This window comes from Streptomyces sp. ICC4, from assembly GCF_003287915.1.
Lineage (GTDB): Bacteria > Actinomycetota > Actinomycetes > Streptomycetales > Streptomycetaceae > Streptomyces > Streptomyces tritrimontium.
Genome location: NZ_CP030286.1, coordinates 3,957,706 through 3,974,597, shown reverse-complemented (window position 1 = coordinate 3,974,597; position 16,892 = coordinate 3,957,706). Strand labels below are relative to the sequence as shown.

The 16,892-nt window shown below is 71.8% G+C and carries 14 protein-coding genes, 1 tRNA gene and 1 pseudogene; 11 read left to right on the top strand and 5 right to left on the bottom strand.

The window, feature by feature from the left end; translation table 11 throughout:
• Positions 1-27: 27 nt before the first annotated feature.
• Positions 28-99 (top strand) — tRNA-Val (locus DRB89_RS18395).
• An 89-nt stretch (positions 100-188) separates the two neighbouring features.
• On the opposite strand, the gene DRB89_RS18390 is transcribed toward DRB89_RS18395, so the two are convergent.
• Positions 189-914 carry a 3'-5' exonuclease gene (locus DRB89_RS18390; protein ID WP_112448029.1) on the bottom strand — a complete coding sequence of 242 codons (726 nt, stop codon included), beginning with the start codon at positions 912-914 and terminating at the stop codon, positions 189-191.
• A 257-nt stretch (positions 915-1,171) separates the two neighbouring features.
• On the opposite strand from DRB89_RS18390, the gene DRB89_RS18385 reads away from it, so the two are divergent.
• From DRB89_RS18385 to thrS, 3 genes are all read left to right on the top strand, one after another.
• Positions 1,172-1,762: a DUF4365 domain-containing protein gene (locus tag DRB89_RS18385; RefSeq protein WP_112448028.1), complete on the top strand. Its 591-nt coding sequence runs from the start codon at positions 1,172-1,174 to the stop codon at positions 1,760-1,762.
• The gene (locus DRB89_RS18380; protein WP_239516211.1) at positions 1,762-2,982 is read left to right on the top strand and encodes a hypothetical protein; all 1,221 of its coding nucleotides are present in this window, start codon (positions 1,762-1,764) and stop codon (positions 2,980-2,982) included. Before DRB89_RS18385 ends, DRB89_RS18380 begins: the two co-directional genes overlap by 1 nt.
• Positions 2,983-3,159: 177 nt before the next feature.
• On the top strand, positions 3,160-5,136 hold the full coding sequence (thrS, locus tag DRB89_RS18375) for a threonine--tRNA ligase (protein WP_112448027.1): 1,977 nt from the start codon (positions 3,160-3,162) through the stop codon (positions 5,134-5,136).
• Positions 5,137-5,205: 69 nt separating this feature from the next.
• On the opposite strand, the gene DRB89_RS18370 is transcribed toward thrS, so the two are convergent.
• Positions 5,206-5,871, bottom strand: coding sequence for a potassium channel family protein (locus tag DRB89_RS18370; RefSeq protein WP_112448026.1), 666 nt, complete (start codon positions 5,869-5,871; stop codon positions 5,206-5,208).
• Between the two features lie 67 nt (positions 5,872-5,938).
• Between DRB89_RS18370 and DRB89_RS18365 the strand changes: the two genes are divergently transcribed.
• A complete protein-coding gene (locus DRB89_RS18365) occupies positions 5,939-6,499 on the top strand; it encodes an HIT domain-containing protein (RefSeq protein ID WP_112448025.1) in 561 nt (186 codons plus the stop codon).
• A 71-nt stretch (positions 6,500-6,570) separates the two neighbouring features.
• On the opposite strand, the gene DRB89_RS18360 is transcribed toward DRB89_RS18365, so the two are convergent.
• The gene (locus tag DRB89_RS18360; protein WP_112448024.1) at positions 6,571-8,241 is read right to left on the bottom strand and encodes a hypothetical protein; all 1,671 of its coding nucleotides are present in this window, start codon (positions 8,239-8,241) and stop codon (positions 6,571-6,573) included.
• Between the two features lie 220 nt (positions 8,242-8,461).
• A pseudogene (locus DRB89_RS18355) lies at positions 8,462-9,748 on the bottom strand (EF-Tu/IF-2/RF-3 family GTPase); the annotation flags it as partial.
• A 154-nt stretch (positions 9,749-9,902) separates the two neighbouring features.
• On the opposite strand from DRB89_RS18355, the gene DRB89_RS18350 reads away from it, so the two are divergent.
• On the top strand, positions 9,903-11,114 hold the full coding sequence (locus DRB89_RS18350; RefSeq protein ID WP_112451174.1) for a pyridoxal phosphate-dependent aminotransferase: 1,212 nt from the start codon (positions 9,903-9,905) through the stop codon (positions 11,112-11,114).
• Between the two features lie 101 nt (positions 11,115-11,215).
• A complete protein-coding gene (locus DRB89_RS18345; protein WP_112463344.1) occupies positions 11,216-11,608 on the top strand; it encodes a hypothetical protein in 393 nt (130 codons plus the stop codon).
• Between the two features lie 123 nt (positions 11,609-11,731).
• Here DRB89_RS18345 and DRB89_RS18340 read toward each other — a convergent pair whose 3' ends face one another.
• Positions 11,732-12,184, bottom strand: a complete 453-nt coding sequence (locus DRB89_RS18340; protein WP_162688634.1) for a hypothetical protein — start codon at positions 12,182-12,184, stop codon at positions 11,732-11,734.
• 143 nt (positions 12,185-12,327) lie between these two features.
• On the opposite strand from DRB89_RS18340, the gene DRB89_RS18335 reads away from it, so the two are divergent.
• Genes DRB89_RS18335 through DRB89_RS18320 form a run of 4 tightly spaced genes read left to right on the top strand, consistent with a single transcriptional unit; the run spans position 12,328 to position 16,839 of the window.
• Positions 12,328-13,416: a substrate-binding domain-containing protein gene (locus tag DRB89_RS18335; protein ID WP_239516210.1), complete on the top strand. Its 1,089-nt coding sequence runs from the start codon at positions 12,328-12,330 to the stop codon at positions 13,414-13,416.
• Between the two features lie 12 nt (positions 13,417-13,428).
• Positions 13,429-14,619, top strand: a complete 1,191-nt coding sequence (locus DRB89_RS18330; RefSeq protein ID WP_112451178.1) for a toxic anion resistance protein — start codon at positions 13,429-13,431, stop codon at positions 14,617-14,619.
• Positions 14,616-16,238 carry a VWA domain-containing protein gene (locus DRB89_RS18325; RefSeq protein ID WP_112451179.1) on the top strand — a complete coding sequence of 541 codons (1,623 nt, stop codon included), beginning with the start codon at positions 14,616-14,618 and terminating at the stop codon, positions 16,236-16,238. The genes DRB89_RS18330 and DRB89_RS18325 overlap by 4 nt, the downstream gene beginning before the upstream one ends.
• Positions 16,225-16,839 carry a hypothetical protein gene (locus DRB89_RS18320; protein ID WP_112451180.1) on the top strand — a complete coding sequence of 205 codons (615 nt, stop codon included), beginning with the start codon at positions 16,225-16,227 and terminating at the stop codon, positions 16,837-16,839. Before DRB89_RS18325 ends, DRB89_RS18320 begins: the two co-directional genes overlap by 14 nt.
• Positions 16,840-16,892: the final 53 nt, after the last annotated feature.

Below are 16,892 nucleotides of genomic sequence, written 5' to 3'. Positions count from 1 at the left end.
GCCTTCTGTATTGTTCAGTCCGTTCCCGGGCGATTAGCTCAGCGGGAGAGCACTTCGTTCACACCGAAGGGGTCACTGGTTCGATCCCAGTATCGCCCACCGGGACAGGCCGGTCCGTCGCGAGACGGACCGGCCTTCCGCATTCCCGGGACCCTTCGCGCCGCGACCCGTCGCGCCGGGGCCCCGCGCTACGCCGCCGCCGGCAGCTCCGGGCGCAGCGGCCAGTGCGGATCCACCGGCTCCGGCGTCCCCTGGCGCGCGAACCACGCCTGCAGGCCCCGCGCCTGGGCGGCGTGCCACACCTGCTGCAGGGTGTGCAGCTCCCCCGGGGTCAACCGCTCCAGCCGTCCCGCGAACCTGCGCCCCACCGCCCGTACGAGCTCGAGCGAGGCCAGCGCGTCCGCACCCGCGTCATGGGCCGCCTCCAGCTCTATGCCGTAGTGCGCGCACAGGTCCGTCAGCGTCCGCCGCCCCTTGCGGTAGCGGTCCAGGTGCTTGTCCAGCACCCGCGGGTCCAGCACGGTCAGCGGCCGGTTGTCCAGATACCGCGCCAGCGAGGACGCCCGGTGCCGGCGCAACTCCCGGTCCAGCAGCGTCAGATCGAACGGCGCGTTCATCACCACCACCGGCCGCCCCGCGACCTGCTGCTCACCGAGCGCGCGGGCTATCTCCTCCACCACCGGCGCGGGCCAGCGCCCGTTTCGCTGGAGGTGGTCATCGGTCAGACCGTGCACTTCCGTGGCCCCCGGCGGCACCGGCACACCGGGATTGACCAGCCAGCGCGTCGCGCGGACCCGGCCGCCCGCGCACTCCTGCACGATCAGAGCGGCGGACACGATCCGGTCCCGCTCGACGTCCACCCCGGTCGTCTCCGTGTCGAATGCGGCCAGCGGGCCCTCGTACCAGCGTGTCATGGCGAACTCCTCGTCACCCGTCGGCAGATGGGGCGCACCCGGGCACCGCAGCCTCAGGACCCGCCACCCTCGCCCGCATCGGTGATACCCGGGCTCTTTGCCCCGTACGCCGTTTGCGGCACGCCGACTGCGGAGACAACTCCAGTGGGGGGCCGCGCACATGACCGGTCGTCAACCCCGCCACCCTCACACGGACCCGACGCGGCCTGACGCGGCCGCTCGAAACGGGACAGCCCGGAAGGCACGGGGAGCCGGCCATGGCGCTCGCGCAGCCCGAACCGGGCGGGGTGCCGGCGCTGCAGATCGCTCGGCGGACCGAACCGCGGAGCGGACCGCTGCGCGGCACACTCGCCACCACCGCCTGCATGGAGACCCTCCAGGTGGGATACCTGCACGCCGTCGCCGCCGCGGCCGGCTGCTCGCTCTCCCAGCCCTTTCCGGACAACGGCATCGACTGGCACGTCAGCCACGGGGCGCCCGAGCACGTCGTCGACGACGAGGTGACCATCAAGGTGCAGCTCAAGGCGACGTACCAGGTACCACCCAGACCGGCCGGGCCCAGTTTCGGCTTCACCCTCGACAACGAGCACCTGGTGAAGCTCGCCCGCAGCCCGGTCGCCGTGCACAAGATCCTCGTCGTGATGCTCGTACCGCGTGAGCGCGAGCAGTGGCTGAGCGCCGGACACGACCGCCTCGACCTGCGGCACTGCTGCTACTGGACCAATCTCGCCGGACAGCCCGTGACCGGCCGCCGCCGCACCACCGTCAGGATCCCGACCGCGCGGATCTTCGACGACCGGGCACTCTGCGAGATCATGACCCGGGTCGGGTCGGGAGGGACACCCTGATGAACTGGCAGTCACCGCACTTGGAGCCGCTCTCCTCACCGGAGTTCGCCGCGGGCGCCCCCGATCCCGCACACGTGGATCCCCTCGTGCTCGGCGCACTGCTGCACCGGCACGGCTGGCTGCGCCGCGGCGGCGCCGCCGGACGGTACGGACGCTGGACGCCGCCCGCCCCGTACGCCACGGGCAGCGGCGGCACCAGCCTCCTCGTCCCCGAGAGCCGGGCCTTCCCCGACTGCGCCGACCTGCTCGAAGAGGCGCTCACCGCGCTCGCGCGCAGCGCGCTGCCGTCGGCGCGCGAGGTGCTGTACGGGCTGAGCGTGCCGAGCGACGAGATCCGCTGGGAGCGCGAGATCCCGCGCGGGGCGTACGGGCTCCAGGGCGAGGCCGACTGGACGGTCCAGGAACAGCTCCGCTCGGCCGCCCGCCAGCTGCTCCTCGCCGGAGCACTGGCCGACCGGGCCCGGGCCGGCTACTACGGGGCCCGCCACCGCGGCCAGGCGGAGCGGGCGCTGGACGGGGTCCTGGTCGGGCCGGCCCCGGGCGGGCGTCGGCTGACGGCGTACGTCCCCGTCGACGGGGGCCGGGGCACCGTGACCCGGCTGCACCACGCACTGCACGCCGCCCGCGAGGCCGTGGACTACCAGCGGGCCACCGGCGGCATGGACGCCTTCGACGCGGCGGTCGAGGCCGGGGTCAGCCGGGAACTGGCCGAGGCGCTCATCGCGCTGGTCCGCGGCTCGGAGGGGGCCCGGATCGCGCTCGCCTGGGCCCCGGCGGCGGGGGTGCCGGCGGGGTGCGCGGCCCGGCCGGAGCCGGTGGAGTTCTCGCCCGGCGACCTCCCGGTGCTGCGGGAGGCGGCCGCCCGGTACACGCGGGACGAGCCGGCGGTACCCGTCCGGGTGGCCGGAGCGGTGGTCCGGATGCGGAGGTCGGCCCCGGGCGGCGGGGGCACGGTCCGGCTGCGGGTCCTCGCCGGGGCGGAGATCCCTTACGTCCGGGTCGTCCTCGACGAGGAGTCGTACCGGGTCGCGGGCCACGCCCACCTGGTCGGACTGCCGATCCGGGTCAGCGGGAGCTTGCAGCGGCGGGGCGGCTTCCGCCGTCTGACGGACGCCGCGGATGTCCGTCCGGTCCCGCTGGACGAGGTCGAGCGCGACCGCCTCATGAAGTCCCTGGACGAGTCCCTGGACACCTCGGAGGTCCTCCCGTCCGACGACTGACCTGTCCCCTTGCCCGGGGACTGCCCCCGCAGGGCCGCGTCCGAGCGCTCGGACGCGGGGGCTCACAGCGGTCCCGGCGGGGGCAGTCCCCAACCGTTTAGCGGCGCGGCCACTCCGCTCGGTACGATTCAGGCGCGCAGTGTTCGCTCGCGCACCCCCTGAGTCAGGAGCAGACCGGTGTCAGACGTCCGTGTGATCATCCAACGCGATTCCGAGCGGGACGAGCGCGTGGTGGCCACGGGCACTACGGCGGCGGAGCTCTTCGCCGGCGAGCGCACCATCGTCGCCGCGCGCGTCGCGGGTGAGCTGAAGGACCTCGCGTACGAGGTGCAGGACGGCGAGACCGTCGAGCCGGTGGAGATCTCCTCCCCGGACGGCCTGGACATCCTGCGCCACTCGACCGCCCACGTCATGGCGCAGGCCGTGCAGGAGCTCTTCCCCGAGGCCAAGCTGGGCATCGGCCCGCCGGTCCGCGACGGCTTCTACTACGACTTCGACGTCGCGAAGCCCTTCACCCCCGATGACCTCAAGGCCGTCGAGAAGAAGATGCAGGAGATCCAGAAGCGCGGTCAGCGCTTCGCCCGCCGCGTCGTCACCGACGAGGCGGCCCGCGAGGAGCTCGCGAACGAGCCGTACAAGCTGGAGCTCATCGGCATCAAGGGCTCGGCCTCGTCCGACGACGGCGCGAACGTCGAGGTGGGCGGCGGCGAGCTGACCATCTACGACAACTTCGACGCGAAGACCGGCGACCTGTGCTGGAAGGACCTCTGCCGCGGTCCCCACCTGCCCACCACCCGCAACATCCCCGCGTTCAAGCTCATGCGCAACGCCGCCGCCTACTGGCGCGGCAGCGAGAAGAACCCGATGCTCCAGCGCATCTACGGCACCGCGTGGCCGTCGAAGGAGGAGCTGAAGGCCCACCTCGACTTCCTCGTCGAGGCCGAGAAGCGCGACCACCGCAAGCTCGGCACCGAGCTCGACCTGTTCTCCGTACAGGACGAGATCGGCTCCGGCCTGGCCGTCTTCCACCCCCGTGGCGGCGTCATCCGCCGCACCATGGAGGACTACTCGCGCAAGCGGCACGAGGAAGAGGGCTACGAGTTCGTCTACACCCCGCACGCCACCAAGGGCACCCTCTTCGAGAAGAGCGGCCACCTGGACTGGTACGCGGAGGGCATGTACCCCCCCATGCAGCTCGACGGTGGCACCGACTACTACCTCAAGCCCATGAACTGCCCGATGCACAACCTGATCTTCGACGCGCGCGGCCGTTCCTACCGTGAACTGCCCCTGCGCCTCTTCGAGTTCGGCACCGTGTACCGGTACGAGAAGTCGGGCGTCGTGCACGGCCTGACCCGCTCGCGCGGTTTCACCCAGGACGACGCGCACATCTACTGCACCAAGGAGCAGATGGCGGAGGAGCTCGACCGCACGCTGACCTTCGTGCTGAACCTGCTCCGCGACTACGGTCTGACCGACTTCTACCTGGAGCTGTCGACCAAGGACCCGGAGAAGTTCGTCGGCTCGGACGAGATCTGGGAGGAGGCCACCGCGACCCTCCAGCAGGTGGCCGAGAAGCAGGGCCTGCCCCTGGTCCCGGACCCGGGCGGCGCCGCGTTCTACGGCCCGAAGATCTCGGTCCAGTGCCGCGACGCGATCGGCCGCACCTGGCAGATGTCGACCGTCCAGCTCGACTTCAACCTGCCGGAGCGCTTCAACCTGGAGTACACCGGCCCGGACGGCACCAAGCAGCGCCCGGTCATGATCCACCGTGCGCTCTTCGGTTCCATCGAGCGGTTCTTCGCGGTGCTGCTGGAGCACTACGCGGGCGTCATGCCGCCGTGGCTCGCCCCGGTCCAGGCGGTCGGCATCCCGATCGGCGACTCGCACGTCGAGTACCTGCAGGAGTTCGCCGCCGAGGCGAAGAAGAAGGGCCTGCGGGTCGAGGTCGACGCCTCGTCCGACCGGATGCAGAAGAAGATCCGCAACCAGCAGAAGCTGAAGGTCCCCTTCATGATCATCGTCGGTGACGAGGACATGGCCGCGGGCACCGTCTCCTTCCGCTACCGCGACGGCTCGCAGGAGAACGGCGTCCCGCGCGACCAGGCGCTGGCCAAGATCGCCGACGTGGTGGAGCGCCGCGTACAGGTCTGACGCGCAGAGGCGCGCAGGGCCGCGCACCGGCGCGCACGGACGTGACGCGGGCGGAGCCCCCGGGGAACCTCAGTTCCCCGGGGGCTCCGCCTCGTCCTCCCGCCGGAACGCCTGGAGCATCCACGACGAGAACGAACCCGTCACCGCGCCCAGCAGGGCCAGCCCGCCCGCCATCATGAACGCCGCGATGATCCGGCCCTCCGGGGTCACCGGGGCCATGTCCCCGTAGCCCACCGTCGTCAGCGTCTCGCACACCCACCACACCGCGTCCCCGAGGGTGAGGATGGTGGCGCCCGGGGCCCGGCGCTCGAAGTGGTGGACCCCGAGGGCGCCCGCGAAGCCGAGCAGTCCGGCGGACAGGCCCGCGTACGACATGACCCGCGCGTACAGGTTCCGGCGCGGGCGGTTGTACCGGGACTGGACCGCGTCGTGCACCTTGACCATGCGCAGCGGCCGCAGCAGCGGCAGCAGCACGATCAGCGTGTCCAGCGGGTGCAGGCGTACGAAGCGCAGCGGGCGCGTGCCGCTCAGGATCAGCCTGGCCGCGTAGTCCACGACGAAGCACAGCCAGGTCAGCGCCACGAGGCCGACGCCGATGGCCCGCGGGAGCGGGTGGACCTCGTAAGCCAGGACGGCGACGGTGAAACCGGTGAGGAAGATCAGGGAAGCGAAGAACAGCGGCAGTTCGGTCCGGCGTTCCCAGGCCTCGTCGCGGGTCTCGGGTGCAGCGTGCATGGGGTCAGCATGGTGGCCCCGCCGCTGGTCTTCGCCCCGGCGACACGCCGTGCGGGGGCAAGGTCATATGCTGCATCCCATGACGATTGAGCCGGAGCAGCAGATCGGTGTGGGCACGCAGGACGCGTTCCAGCGTCTGTGGACGCCCCACCGGATGGCCTACATCCAGGGGGAGAACAAGCCGACCGGGCCGGAGGCCGGGGACGGCTGTCCCTTCTGCGGGATTCCGGACATGTCCGACCAGGACGGCCTGGTCGTGGCGCGGGGCAAGCACGTCTACGCCGTGCTCAACCTGTACCCGTACAACGGCGGCCACCTGATGGTCGTCCCGTACCGGCACGTCGCCGACTACACGGACCTGGACGCCGCTGAGACGGCCGAGCTCGCGGACCTCACGAAGCGGGCGATGGCCGCGCTGCGCAAGGCCTCCGGGGCGCACGGGTTCAACATCGGCATGAACCAGGGCCAGGCCGCGGGCGCCGGGATCGCCGCGCACCTGCACCAGCACATCGTGCCCCGCTGGGGCGGGGACACGAACTTCATGCCGGTCGTCGGCCACACCAAGGTGCTGCCCCAACTCCTCGCGGACACCCGCCAGATGCTCGCCGACGCCTGGCCGAACGGCTAGGCCGTCTCGGACGCCGCCCAGTCGTCCGGGGCCGCCGCCCGTCCCCGGGGCTCACCTGCCGGCCCCGGGGCTCACGCGTCGTAGACGTCCGCCTTGCGGGGGGCGGCGTCCTGGATCAGGCCGCTGACGATCGACGAGCGGTTGGTGAAGCGGTCGGTGTCGACGCCGTTCTCGTCCAGGACCCGCATCGCGGCGGCGTGCACCGCGCGCAGGACCGGGGTCGCGGCGCGCATCGCGTCGTCCGCCATGAAGCGGTGGCGCCACGGCTGGCCGGCCCAGACGTGGCGGACGCCGAAGGGCTCGGGCAGGACGAGCTTGCCGCCGAGGAAGTCCAGGAGCGGCGGGTACCAGGTGAACGGGGCGCGCACGGAGAGGCGTACGACCTCGGACACGTCGACCAGGGGCAGCGGGCGCTCCACGGTCTCCCAGAACCGTATGGACTTGGGGACTTCGACCACCGGGGGCTTCGACTTCGTGGTGAACAGGCCGTGCACCGGGCCGAGCGCGTGGCCGGTGACCTCCACGCGCAGGGTCTTGTAGAGCACGGTGACCGTGACCAGCATGGTGATGACGAGCTGGCCGTCCCAGAGCGGGTACTGGATGCCGAGGTAGTGCCGGTTGCCGGCGTTGAACTGCTGCTCGTTGCAGATCCGGGTGACCTCGTGCGTCTTGATCAGGAAGGTGTCGACGTCCGCTCCGGTGGGGCGGGCCACCTCCTTGGCTCCCTCGCCGACCGGGGTGACGATCCAGTGCTGGATCGAGGCGGGCGGCAGGCCGCCCGTGTGCAGCGGGCCGCGCTCCAGCTTGCGCAGCTGGGTGTCGATCGCGCGTATGACGTCCCAGCTGCGGAACGGGTGGATCTCGGCGCCCTCGGTCTTGGGGGCGAGCTCCTCCGCCATCTGCCAGCTGCCCCAGCGGGTCCCCATGCCGAGTATGCCCTTGGGCCCGGCGTAGAAGACGGAGTTGCTGCGGTCCTCGGCGGTGAGCTTGGCCAGCGAGTGGCGCAGGTCCTCGCGGGCCTTCTCGTCGGGGTTGCCGGGCACGGCCTCGGGGATCTTGGCGGCGACCCCGCCGCCGCCGGCGAGGAGGCCGTCCCAGCGGGAGCGCAGGTCCTCGGCGGTGGCCTCGCAGAGCCGCCGGGCGAAGAACCAGCCGAGGGCGGGGGCGATGACCATGGCGCGGACGTAGAGGCCGAGGAAGCCGGTGACCGGCAGCCGGAACATGAGGACGGCGACCACGAGGCCGACGCCGACCAGGAGCACGGTGCCCAGCCAGGAGGCGTGCTTGCCCGCGGAGGAGGACAGGGCCTTGCGGCCCCAGAAGAGGCCGAGCCACAGGAGCAGGCCGGGGAGGAACACGACCCCGCAGACGAGCATGATCCAGCGGAGTTTGCGGTCGCGCTCCTTGCGGATGCGGGAAGCGGCCAGGCAGTGCTCCACGACGGTCTGCGGGTCGGCGCCGAAGGACTGGATGAGGGGCTTGCGCGTGGGCGGGAGGGTGCGGGCCTCGACGGCGCGGCAGAAGGCCTCGCCGAGGTTGGGTTCGAAGAGGGAGATCTTGCCCGGCTTGACCGCCGACTCGTGGTAGTCGTTGTTGGCGTCGAGGATGGAGGGCAGCGCGGTGTCCTTCGCGCCGTCGCGGTAGGCGGCGGAGGCGAGCGCGTTGGTCGCCGCGGTCTGGCCGCCGCCCCCCTGGAGGGGGATCTGGGCCCCCGGCCTGAAGTCGAATCCGTCGTCCGCCACCGCTGCCCCCATCGCTGTGCGCCGTGCTCGTGTGCGGGTGCGCCCGCGTGGCCGCCCGCCAGGCCGCCCGCGGCGGGCGGCGTATCCGGTCTACCCGTCCTTCTACCCGCTTCACCGCGCCGATGAGCTTATCGGCGGATTGCTCCCCATGGTCATGGGACAGGCAAATGCCGCCCACCGCAAGCGGGTTGGGTGGGCAGTCGGAGTGACGTTATGTCAATTACGTTCCCTTCTCGGTCTTTTCGCGAAGCTTGTCCGCTATCTGTGGCGGCATGGGCTCGTGCCGGGCGTACGCCCGGCTGAACAGGCCCGTGCCGTGCGACACGGAGCGCAGTTCGACGGCGTACCGGCCGATCTCGATCTCGGGGATCTCGGCGAGGACGCGGGTGCGGCCCGGACCGGCCTGGTCGGAGCCGATGACGCGGCCGCGGCGGCCCGCGAGGTCGCTCATGACGGGGCCGACGTACTCGTCGGGGACGAGGACGGCGAGCTCGGCGACCGGTTCGAGGAGGTGGAGGGAGGCCTCGGCGGCGGCCTCGCGCAGGGCGAGGGCGCCGGCGGTCTGGAAGGCGGCGTCGGAGGAGTCCACCGAGTGGGCCTTGCCGTCGAGCAGGGTGACGCGTACGTCGACCAGCGGATAGCCGGCCGAGATCCCCCGGGCGGCCTGCGCGCGGACGCCCTTCTCCACGGAGGGGATGAACTGCCGGGGAACGGCTCCGCCGACGACCCGGTCGACGAACTCGATGCCGCTGCCGGGCGCCAGCGGCTCGACCTCGATCTCGCAGATGGCGAACTGGCCGTGCCCGCCGGACTGTTTGACGTGCCGGCCGCGGCCGGCGGCCTTGGCGCCGAAGGTCTCGCGGAGGCTGACCTTGTGGGGGACGGGGTCGACCTGGACCCCGTAGCGGGTGCGCAGCCGTTCGAGGGCGAGGTCCTGGTGGGCTTCGCCGAGGCACCACAGGACGAGCTGGCGGGTGTGCGGGTTCTGTTCGAGCCGCATGGTGGGGTCCTCGGCGACGAGCCGGGCCAGGCCCTGCGAGAGCTTGTCCTCGTCGGCCTTGCTGTGGGCCTCGATGGCGAGGGGGAGGAGCGGATCGGGCATCGGCCAGGCCTCCATCAGGAGGGGCCGGTCCTTGCCGGAGAGGGTGTCGCCGGTCTCGGCGCGGGTGAGTTTGGCCACGCAGGCCAGATCGCCGGCGATGCAGTGGGGGAGGCTGCGCTGCTGTTTGCCGAAGGGGGAGGTGAGGGCGCCGACGCGCTCGTCGACATCGTGGTCCTCGTGCCCCCGGTCGGTCAGCCCGTGGCCGCTGACGTGGACGGTCTCGTCGGGGCGCAGGGTCCCGGAGAAGACGCGGACGAGGGAGACGCGGCCGACGTAGGGGTCGGAGGAGGTCTTGACGACCTCGGCCACGAGGGGCCCGTCGGGGTCGCAGGTGACGGCCGGGCGGGCGGATCCGTCCGGGGCGGTGACGGCGACGGGGGCGCGCTCCAGGGGCCCTTGGAAACCGGGGCCGCGGACGTGCCCCGGCCCCGGTTTCCAAGGGCGCGCGCCGCCCGCACCGAAGCTTTGCGCGAAAGGGGACATATCGGTCCACCATCCACCCCTCGCCTCCCGGTCAAATAGCGGAGCGCACCCGCACCGGGCCCCGTAAGCTCCCGTCATGCAGGTGATCCAGTCAACGAAACTCGCCAATGTCTGCTACGAGATCCGCGGCCCCGTGCTCGAAGAGGCGATGCGGCTCGAAGCAGCAGGTCATCGCATCCTCAAGCTCAACACCGGCAACCCCGCGGCCTTCGGCTTCGAGTGCCCGCCGGAGATCCTTGAGGACATGCTCCGCAACCTGGGCACGGCCCACGGCTACGGGGACGCGAAGGGGCTGCTGTCGGCGCGCCGCGCGGTGATGCAGCACTACCAGACCAAGGGCATCGACCTGGACGTCGAGGACATCTACATCGGCAACGGCGTCTCCGAGCTGATCCAGATGTCGATGCAGGCGCTGCTCGACGACGGCGACGAGGTGCTCGTCCCCGCGCCGGACTACCCGCTGTGGACCGCCTCCGTCAGCCTGGCCGGCGGCACCGCCGTGCACTACCGCTGCGACGAGCAGGCCGACTGGATGCCGGACCTCGCCGACATCGAGCGCAAGGTCACCGACCGCACCCGCGCGATCGTGATCATCAACCCGAACAACCCGACCGGCGCCGTCTACGACGACGAGATGCTGCGCGGTCTGACGGACATCGCGCGCCGCCACAACCTGATCGTGTGCTCGGACGAGATCTACGACCGGATCCTCTACGACGGCGCCACGCACACGAACACCGCCGCCATCGCCCCGGACCTGCTGACGCTCACCTTCAACGGGCTCTCCAAGAACTACCGCGTCGCCGGCTACCGCTCCGGCTGGATGGCGGTCTGCGGGCCCAAGAAGCACGCCTCGTCCTACATCGAGGGCCTGACGATCCTGGCGAACATGCGGCTGTGCGCCAACATGCCCTCCCAGCACGCCATCGCCACCGCGCTCGGCGGGCGGCAGTCGATCAACGACCTGGTCCTGCCCGGCGGGCGGATCCTGGAACAGCGCGACACGGCGTACGACCTGCTGACCCAGATCCCCGGCATCACCTGCGTGAAGCCCAAGGGCGCGCTGTACCTCTTCCCCAAGCTGGACCCGTCCGTCTACAAGATCAAGGACGACCGCCAGATGGTCCTCGACCTGCTGCGCGAGGAGAAGATCATGGTCGTGCACGGTACGGGCTTCAACTGGCCCGAGCCCGACCACTTCCGGATCGTGACCCTGCCGGGCGCGAAGGACCTGGCCGACGCGGTGACCCGGATCGGGAACTTCCTGGACGGCTACAGCCAGCCGTAGGGGGGCCAGGGGGTTGCGCCGGCCCACAGGATCAGGATTCAGCTCAACTTTAGAACGAATCCAATGTAGGATGGTCTCCTGACCACGCAGGAGGCCACCTCATGTACGAACCGATTCGCACCAAGTCGGTCGACCCCCGCATCGGCGGCCACCGCGCGGACTACCCCCGCAGCAGCCGCTCCGAAGCCCTGGACATCCAGCTCGCCGGCCACCTCGCCGCGCTGCTCACCGTGACGGACGACCTCGGTCTCGACGAGGCGGCCGCCCGCATCGCCGCCGAGGTGGCCCGCCTGCGCGGCGCACAGCCCACCCGCGCCCCGCAGCAGCCCGGCCACGACGCCGAGGCCGCCGCCGCGCTGCACCACCGCGCCCACGACCTCGCCGCCCGCGCCCTGCTCGTCGCCGCTTCCCGCGCCGACACCACGGTCGCGATCCTCGCCGCGGAGCGCATGGACGCGCACGCGGCCGCGCTCGACCTCGTCGGCGCCCACTGACGGCCCCGGTCCGGGGCCGCGGAGGCTCCGGACCGGGTGCCCTTGTCCTGCGGGCCGCCCGGCCCGCAACCCGCCGGGTCTGCGCCCGCCCCGCCGGCGAACCCGACTCCGTCCCCGGCCCCGCTACGGGGCCGGAGCGAAGTCCGCGGCCGCGATGCCGCACCAGGGGACCGTGGCCGGCGGCCAGACCGGCCCGAGCGCGTCACCGTGCTCCGTCGCCCCCGCGCGCACGCCCGGGATCCGCACCAGCACCTGGGGCCCACGCCCCGATGAAGCCGCCGAGGCCGCAGAACCAGCCCGGTCCGGCTCCGGACCCGGCTGGTCGCGGAACTCCACGGTGACCACGTACGCCCCCGGCGCCGGATAGCGGTTCACCGCCTCGACCGAGGCCGCCACCCGCCGGCTTGCCGGATCGATTCGGCAGTCCGTGATCCGTACGTCTTCCCGCGCGGCCCCGGCCGGCCGCGCGGTCGGCGCACCGCCGGCCCACACGTACAGCCCCAGCGGGGCGAAGACCAGCAGTCCCGCCACGGACACCAGGGCGACCAGCCAGCCCTGCCACTTCAACGCACTCACGCCCATGGGACGATCCTCCCGGCCGCCCGCCCCGCCCACCAGCACCCACGGGCCCACACAGCATTTCGAAGTGGGACCGCCTCGTCACCTCGCGTTCACTCAACTCATCGCGGAATGTGGGTTTCCGCGAGCACTCTGCACCCGTGAGACGCATCCTAGGAATCGCCCTGGCGGTCCTCCTGATCGGCGGCGTGATAACCGCCATCGTCATCGGGGGCAAGAAGCCGGAGGGCACGGCAACGAAGACCGTGCGTGGCGTCATCGGTTCGGAGAAGTCCGAGTTCTTCCGCGACCCCGACGTCGTCAAGGCCCTGAAGGACAAGGGCTACACCGTGAAGGCGGAGACCTCGGGCTCCTGGGCGATGGACCAACTCGCCCTCAAGGAGTTCGACTTCGCCTTCCCCAGCAGCAGTGAACCCGCCAAGGAGATCGAGGCCTCGGCCGGGGTGAAGGGCGCCCAGAACACCAAGCCGTTCTTCTCCCCGCTCGTCGTCATCGCCCGCTCCAACGCCGCCAAGGTCCTCGCCGACCGCGGCCTCGTGAAGATGAACGGCAAGAACTCCGGCACGCTCCTCCTCGGCCCCTACCTGAAGGCCGCCGGCGAGGACAGGAAGTGGCAGGAGCTCCAGGGCGGCACCACCGCCTACCCCGAGCTGACCGGCACGGTGTTCATCAAGACCACCGACCCGGCCACCTCCAACTCGGGCGCGCTCTTCCTCGCCGCCACCTCGAACGTGGCCAACAACTCCACCGTCGTCTCCGACGACGCGGGCATCGAGCGGACCGCGCCCCTGCTGCGCAAGCTGATCTCCGTGCAGGGCGCCCTGGAGCCGAGCACCGACGACCCGTTCCGGGCCTTCATCAGCGGCAGCGGCGAACCGCTCATCCTCGCCTACGAGTCCCAGGTGGCCAGCCTGCTCCTGCAGAAGCAGACATCGGGGGACGTCGCCGGCATGGTGGTGCTCTATCCGGACACCACCGTCAACTCCCCGCACACCTTCGTGCCGATCAGCGAGAAGGCCAAGGACCTCGGCAGCCTGCTGGCCACCGACCCGAAGCTGCGCGAGCTCGCGATCCGCCACGGGTTCCGGCCGCAGGAGGGGGTGGCCGAGTTCACCGCCGCCACCGCGCCGCACGCCGCGTACCTCAACCCGGGGCTGACCGGCATCCGCCAGGTCGGCGCACCGACCGTCAAGATCCTGATGGCGCTGGCCGCGCGCACCAAGGGATAGGGGGACCACACCATGACACTGACACCACCGCAGGACGCGCCGCTCGTCCTCACCGCTCCCGAGCCCGTCGCCCCCGTCAAGCGGGAGCAGGCCGCCGGCCTCGTACCGCTCCAGGACGGGGTGCGCGAGGAGATGGCGCGCCGGGCCGGGGAGTACGTCGGCTCGCTGGCCGGCATCGACAGCCGCTCCCCCGAGTTCGCGAACCGGATCGGGGAGATCGCGGCCCTCGGCTCCGCCGACATCCGCGGCGCCGCCCAGCAGTCCAACCGGATGCTGGAGCGGGCCGTACGCTCGCTCGGCGCGGACGGCGGCGGCGACGCCCAGGCCCGCGTGGCGGGCTCGCTGGTCGAACTGCGGCGCACCGTCGAGGACCTGGACCCGAGCGAGAGCGCGGGCAGCTCGACGAAGGGCGTGCGCAAGTTCCTCTCGAAGCTGCCCGGCGGCAACAAGTTCCGCGACCACGTGGCGAAGTACGCCTCCTCGCAGGCGACCCTCAACCGGATCGTCGGCGCGCTGCGCGGCGGCCAGGACGAACTGCGCCGCGACAGCGCCGCCCTGCACACCGAGCGCGCGCGCCTGTGGGAGACCATGGGCAAGCTCCAGGAGTACGCGGTGCTCACCGAGGCCCTGGACGCGGCCGTCGAGCAGCGGATCGCCGAGCAGGGCGACCCGCAGCAGGCCGACGCGCTGCGCGTGGACGTGCTGTTCCCCGTCCGGCAGAAGCACCAGGACCTGCTGACCCAGCTGGCCGTCTGCGCGCAGGGCTACCTGGCGATGGACGTGGTGCGCCGCAACAACGAGGAGCTGATCAAGGGCGTCGACCGGGCCGCGACCACCACGGTGTCCGCGCTGCGGATCGCCGTGATGCTGGCCTCGGCGCTGAACACCCAGGACGAGGTGAGCCGCCAGATCAACACCCTGCGCGATACGACCGAGTCCCTGATCCGCGGCAACGCGGACATGCTGGCCACGCAGAGCGGGGAGATCCAGCGGATCGCCGCCGACCCCGCGGTCGGCGCGGAGACGCTGCGCACGGCCTTCGCGCAGATCTACAAGACGCTGGACACGATCGACACCTTCAAGGTGCAGGCCACCGAGAGCATGGCGGCCACCGTGGAGTCCCTGACCGGTGAACTGCGGGACGCCTCGGCGTACTTGGCGCGCACCCGCAACGCGAGCGCCCTGGAAGGCGGAGCCCGATGAACGGCACCAGGATCCGTGGCGCCGTGGTGCGCAGACGGCTGGCGGCGGCCGTGGCCCTGGCCGCGACCCTGCTCGGGGCGGGCGCGTGCACCTCCGGGGGGACGCCGGACAAGCCGAAGCAGACGGTGTACCAGGAAGGCAAGCTGCGCGTGCTGGCCTCCAGCGAGCTGGCCGACATGGACGAGGTGCTGAAGGCGGCGAAGACCGCCACGGGGGTCAGCGTGGAGCTGACCCTGTCCGGCACCCTCGACGCGGTCGAGCAGATCGCCTCCGGCGCGGCGGACGGCAAGTACGACGCCGTCTGGCTCTCCTCCAACGACTACCTGCGGCTGCGGCCCGAGGCGGCGGGGAAGCTGTCGAGCGAGACCCCGGTGATGTCCTCGCCCGTCGCCATCGGGGTGAAGCCGCAGGCGCTGGCCCGGCTGGGCTGGAAGCCCGGGGAGGTCACCTGGTCGGCGGTGCACGAGGCCGTCTCCACCGGGAAGCTGGCCTACGGGATGACCGATCCCGTGCGCTCCAACTCCGGCTTCTCCGCGCTGGTCTCCGTCGCGTCGGGGCTCTCGGGCGCGCAGGCGGCGCTGACGGACGCGGACGTGGCGAAGGCGCAGCCGAAACTGAAGGAGTTCTTCACCGGGCAGAAGCTGACCTCGGGCTCCTCGGGCTGGCTGGCGGCCGCCTACACCAAGCGCGGGGACGTCGACGCGCTGGTGAACTACGAGTCGGTGCTGCTGTCCCTGAACCGGGACGCGAAGACGGACCTGACGGTGATCCGGCCGCTCGACGGCGTGGTCACCGCCCACTACCCGCTGACCCTGCTGACCTCGGCCCCGTCCGGCGCCCGCGAGTCGGGGCGGGTGCTGACCGACTACCTGCGCGGCGCCGAGGCCCAGAAGGCGATCACCGAGAAGACCTTCCGGCGGCCCGTCGGGGCCGGCGTGGCCCCGGCGGCCCCGCTGAACGCGGACAAGCGGCGCGAGCTGCCCTTCCCGGGCACCCGGTCGGTCGCGGACGGGCTGCTGGCCAGCTACGAGAACGAGCTGCGCCGCCCCTCGCGCACGGTGTACGTCCTGGACACCTCGGGCTCGATGGCCGAGGAGGACCGCATCGGACGGCTGAAGACGGCGCTCACCGATCTGACGGGGAGCGGGACCTCGGGGACCGGGCACCGGTTCCGGGACCGCGAGGAGGTGACGCTGCTGCCCTTCGGCGACAAGGTGAAGAAGGTGCTGACGCACGTGGTCGAGCCCGGGAACCCCGGACCGGCCCTGGACGCGATCCGGGGTGACGTGAAGTCGCTGCAGCCGCAGGGGGGCACGGCCGTGTACGGCAGCCTGAAGGCGGCGTACCAGCACCTGGGGCAGGGCAACGCGGACGCCTTCACCTCGATCGTGCTGATGACGGACGGGCAGAGCGGCGACAAGGTGAAGGACTTCGACACCTTCTACGCGGGGCTGCCGGAGGCGCAGAAGCACACGCCGGTCTTCGCGGTGCTGTTCGGCGACTCGGACCGCAAGGAGCTCACCCACATCACCGAACTGACCGGCGGGCGGCTCTTCGACGCCACCGACGGCAACGGTTCCCTGGACGGAGCCTTCGAGGAGATCCGTGGCTACCAGTAGGACGTCCGGGATCCTCGGGTACCTGGAGTCGAAGAAGAACCTGGCCGGCAGCGCCTGCGGCGTGGTCGGGGTGGGCCTGACGCTGGCCGGGGTGGCCGGCACGTACTGGCCGGTCGTGGTCGGCGGACTGTACGCGGCGGGCGCGCTCATCGCCCCGCCGGACGTGCCCGCACCCCCGGTGCCCCCGGAGCCCGCCGAGCAACTGGGCTTCGTACGGGAGGACTTCGCGCGGCTGCGGGAGTACGTCGGCGAGGTGGACCTGCCGGCGGAGCCGGCCGGGATCCTGGCCGAGCTGCTGGCGCTGTACGCGGCGATGCTGGAGCCGGGCTGGGTGGCCGGCGTCCTGGCCGGCGACCCGGAGGCGGTGCACGCGCTGACGCGGGCGATCCGGACGGACGTCCCGGAGTGCGTGGACACCTACAACCGGACCCGCTGGTGGACCAGGCTCACGCCGGGCGGGGAATCGCCGGAGCGCCACCTGGAGCGGCAGCTGTCGCTGCTGCGCGAGGAGGCGGAACGCGTGACGGCGGACCTCCGTGAAACGGAGGCCCGCCGCCAGCAGACGCACACGACCTATTTGGAAGGCCGCAGGGAAACCTGAGTCGGGGAATCCCGCGTCGACCCGCGGCCGGGGACAGCCGGCCGCAGGAGCTT

What these genes read in the sequence shown, in the direction of transcription:
- DRB89_RS18365 (WP_112448025.1), top strand. Translation starts at nt 5,939, where the DNA reads ATGCTGCATCCCATGACGATTGAGCCGGAGCAGCAGATCGGTGTGGGC.
- DRB89_RS18380 (WP_239516211.1), top strand. Translation starts at nt 1,762, where the DNA reads ATGAACTGGCAGTCACCGCACTTGGAGCCGCTCTCCTCACCGGAGTTC.
- DRB89_RS18390 (WP_112448029.1), bottom strand. Translation starts at nt 914, where the DNA reads ATGACACGCTGGTACGAGGGCCCGCTGGCCGCATTCGACACGGAGACG.
- DRB89_RS18385 (WP_112448028.1), top strand. Translation starts at nt 1,172, where the DNA reads ATGGCGCTCGCGCAGCCCGAACCGGGCGGGGTGCCGGCGCTGCAGATC.
- DRB89_RS18350 (WP_112451174.1), top strand. Translation starts at nt 9,903, where the DNA reads ATGCAGGTGATCCAGTCAACGAAACTCGCCAATGTCTGCTACGAGATC.
- DRB89_RS18325 (WP_112451179.1), top strand. Translation starts at nt 14,616, where the DNA reads ATGAACGGCACCAGGATCCGTGGCGCCGTGGTGCGCAGACGGCTGGCG.
- DRB89_RS18370 (WP_112448026.1), bottom strand. Translation starts at nt 5,871, where the DNA reads ATGCACGCTGCACCCGAGACCCGCGACGAGGCCTGGGAACGCCGGACC.
- DRB89_RS18345 (WP_112463344.1), top strand. Translation starts at nt 11,216, where the DNA reads ATGTACGAACCGATTCGCACCAAGTCGGTCGACCCCCGCATCGGCGGC.
- DRB89_RS18330 (WP_112451178.1), top strand. Translation starts at nt 13,429, where the DNA reads ATGACACTGACACCACCGCAGGACGCGCCGCTCGTCCTCACCGCTCCC.